This window comes from Streptomyces sp. (assembly GCF_031178505.1).
Lineage (GTDB): Bacteria > Actinomycetota > Actinomycetes > Streptomycetales > Streptomycetaceae > Streptomyces > Streptomyces gulbargensis.
Genome location: NZ_JAPSIW010000750.1, coordinates 1 through 3,370, shown reverse-complemented (window position 1 = coordinate 3,370; position 3,370 = coordinate 1). Strand labels below are relative to the sequence as shown.

General features: G+C 70.0%; 4 protein-coding genes. All 4 read right to left on the bottom strand.

Annotated features, from left to right (window positions below; all coding sequences use genetic code 11):
- A partial coding sequence (locus RIF68_RS31690; RefSeq protein WP_309054711.1) for a DNA cytosine methyltransferase occupies positions 1 to 1,155 on the bottom strand: 1,155 nt, incomplete at its 3' end.
- 46 nt (positions 1,156 to 1,201) lie between these two features.
- Positions 1,202 to 2,188, bottom strand: a complete 987-nt coding sequence (locus tag RIF68_RS31685) for a DNA cytosine methyltransferase (RefSeq protein WP_309054710.1) — start codon at positions 2,186 to 2,188, stop codon at positions 1,202 to 1,204.
- Positions 2,189 to 2,211: 23 nt separating this feature from the next.
- Positions 2,212 to 2,634 (bottom strand): very short patch repair endonuclease, encoded by a 423-nt coding sequence (locus RIF68_RS31680; protein ID WP_375165762.1) that lies wholly within the window; start codon positions 2,632 to 2,634, stop codon positions 2,212 to 2,214.
- Between the two features lie 109 nt (positions 2,635 to 2,743).
- On the bottom strand, positions 2,744 to 3,370 hold a 627-nt coding region (locus RIF68_RS31675), incomplete at its 5' end, for an SEC-C metal-binding domain-containing protein (protein ID WP_309054708.1).

Below are 3,370 nucleotides of genomic sequence, written 5' to 3'. Positions count from 1 at the left end.
GGGATCACCGCCCGTCCCGTAGTTGGAGACGACCGTGAAGGCCGGACGGTCCGGCAGTTCGGGCATCAGGCTCCGTGCCTTCTTGAGCGCCGTCTCCATGGACACCCAGGCCTCCTTCGGCGTCCTGTCGTTCCCCTCGCTGTCCCAGAGGAGTGTGTCCACGCGGTCCGTCGCCGTCGAGGACGAGGACCCGGTGGGCACGGTCCGAGGACGGTAGCGCTCGTGGGTCTCGACGATCTCGGGGATGTCGGTCTCGCCGAGCCTGGCCATGAGCACCGCGCGCTTGCGGGTCTGCGGAACCCCGAACGCCTCGGTGTACATCAACTGCGTCCTCGTCCGGTAGCCGAGGGTGGCGAGCACGTGGGTGTACTTCTCCCAGACCGGCATCACGGCGGGGACCTGCTCCAGGATCACGGCCTCGTACGGTGCCAGCCCGGGGCGTCGACTCCGTTCGATCACCCACCACAACGGCTGGAGGACCAGCCCCGTCCGCTCGTCACCCAGCTTCTCGAGTTGTGCCTTGAGGCCGTGCAGCACCGTTCCAAGGGTGTTGTACTGCTCGACCAGCGGCTCCAGATCCGCGTCCTCGGCGGCCAGTTCCCTCGAGGCCCTCAGCGCCTTCAGGACACGCTCGATCTTCTCCCGAGGACTGCGCCGGCGTTCGAGGCTTTCCTTGATCACCTTGCGTTCGGCGGACCGCAGGGCCTCGATCCTGCGCTTCTCTTCCCTGACTTCCTTTGCCCGGGCCGCTTTCTCCGCCAGTTCCTCGGTGATCCCCTGCCAGGTGCGGAGGATGTCCTCCCACTGGGCGCCGGCCGGGCGCACGGCGTCGTGCAGTCGTTCGATGTATCGCAGCACCTCGTCCAGCGCCCTGCGACCGGCGCCGTGCCCGGCCACGGTGAAGGTCTGGCACGGTGGGCCTCCCGTCAGCACCTGGGCGTGCGGGAAAAGCGCCGCGCTGTACTGCCGCACATCGCCGCGGAACGTGTCCATCCCCGCGGCCGCACGCGTGGCGCACGCGTCCGGGTCCCACTCGATCCCGGTGATCTGGTGGCCCAGGACGTCCGCTGCCACATCGAGCCCACCTGGTCCCGCGAAAAGGTCCAATATGCGGAAACCCGCAGGTGAGGGCGGTGGGCTCGTGACATGGCTCATGGGCTTGAAGTGTAGCCGGCGTTCAGGGGTGCCTTTCCCGTCCTGCTCAGGCACGGGCGGGCGCCCGCAGCGCGGCTCCGATGGCCTCACCCAGCGCCCTGCCCACCGGCGGCGGGGTCGCGTGGCCGATCTGCCGGTACCGCGCCGTCTTCAGGCCGGTGATCCGCCACTCCGGCGGGAACGACTGGAGCACGGCGGCCTGGTCGACCGTGATCTTCAACATCTCGGTGACGTCGTCCGAACGCGGCCATGTGTAGTCCGGCCCGGGCACTTCGTCGGCGAACACGTTGCCGTTCACGCCCATGCGCGCGAAGGCCTTCTTGGTGCCGGTCGGGCCGACGTCCGGCCCGCCCCGGTTGTCCGAACCCCCGACGAGGGTCGGCGCCACGGCTCGGGCCTGGTCGGCCCAGGCGTCGGCCTCCGGCCAACCCCGCGCGCCCATGGACCGGCGCAGCGCGTCGCCGAGCGAGACGTGCTCGCTCACCGTCGGGACGGGCGGATCGAAGGCATCGAACCACGGCTTCTTGATCGCGACGAGGACACCCTGCAACCGTTCCTGGGGGACGCCGAAGTCCGCGGCGTTCAGGACGAACCAGCGGTGTCCGTACCCGAGGTGAGCCAGCTCCTCCTCGACGAACGACCGGACCTCCGCGTACACGGGCGAGTCGACGAGCGCGGGCAGGTTCTCCAGCAGCAGGGCGCGCGGCTGGATGCCGTGCGCGAGGTAGACCGCGGCCTTGAGCAGCCGCAGTTCGGGCTCGCTGTCGACACGTGCCACGGCGGCCGACGACTTCACCCTCGGCAGCCCCGCCGAGAGCAGATCGACGTCCAGGGTTTCCGGATGCTCGTCCGGCACGAAGTCGAACAGGTCCTCGCAGACGACGTTCCACTGCGGCCGGTTGGTCCGCAGCGTCTCGCACGCCTGCGGCTTGTTGTCGAGCAACAGCACCGGTGCGAAACCGGCGCTCTCCAACCCCGACGCCAGGCCGCCCGCCCCCGAGCAGACGTCCACGAAAGCCAAACGGTCGGTCATGACCCCCCTCTTCTTCCTTCACCTCACGCGCGGTCCTGCGACTGCGCGCTCTCCCCGCGGCGCCCCCGCAGCCGCTTCTCCCTGTCGACGGCGGCCTGTACCGCCGCCGCCACCTCACCGGGTGGCAGATGCTCCCAGAACCGCAGTACCGTCCACCCCGCCGCCGTCAGATGCTTCGTGGTCTCCCGGTCCCGGGCCATGTTCCGGTCCAGCTTCCGACGCCACCACTCAGCGTTGGCCTTGGGCTGTGTGGCGTGTTGGGGACAGCCGTGCCAGAAGCACCCGTCGATCAGCACGGCCACCTTGGCCTTCGGAAAGGCCACGTCGATCCGTCGCCGGGGCATGCCCGGGACGGGGTACTCGATCCGGTAGCGCAGCCCGGCAGCGTGCAGCAGTCGGCGTACGGCCAACTCGACCCCGGTGTCCTTGCTCGCCTGCCTGCGCATACGGGCCGAGACCTCGGCGGAAGAGGGTGTCACGCTGTTCACTGTCTGGAGCCTCGCGCACTCGAGTGGTCACGATCGATGATCGTCCTCTCGGTGAAAACTACCGCTCTCACCCTCGAATGTGCGAGGTGCCGTGACATTCCGCGTAGACGCGACCCGACCCGCACCAGCACCCGGCTCCCCGCTGCGGCGGCCAGGCCACCGCCCGCCCCCGCGCCCCCAGGGTCGTCGCATACTGCGGCAACAGCGCCGCGTCCTCGGGAAACGCCCCCTCCGACGCCGCGAACGCCTCGTAGGACGGGACCGTGCCCCGTACGACTCCCAGGTTGCGCGTGCCGGAGGACTCCAGCTCCCTCAGCGCGGCCTCTATCGCGGACAGGTGCTCCTCGTACGACGGGTACTCGGCGGAGAGGGACGGGTAGGCGGCGAGGAGTTCCGTCAGTTCGTCGGCGGGCCAGTGGAGCATGGCGACCGGGAAGGGGCGGGAGAGGGCCTCACGGTAGGCGCCGAGTTCGGCGTGGAGGCGGGAGATCTCGGCTTCCAGTTCGGCCGGGTTGTCCGAGCCGAGGGACCACACGCGCTTGGGGTCGTGCAGCTCGTCCAGGGAGACCGGCATGGAGTGGAGGGTGTCGGCGAGGGTGTCCCAGTCGTCGTGGGGCAGGCCCAGCATGCGGCGGACGCGGTGGCGGCCGTAGAGGAGGGGGTGGGTCGGGCGTGGGAGCCGATCGAGGGGGCC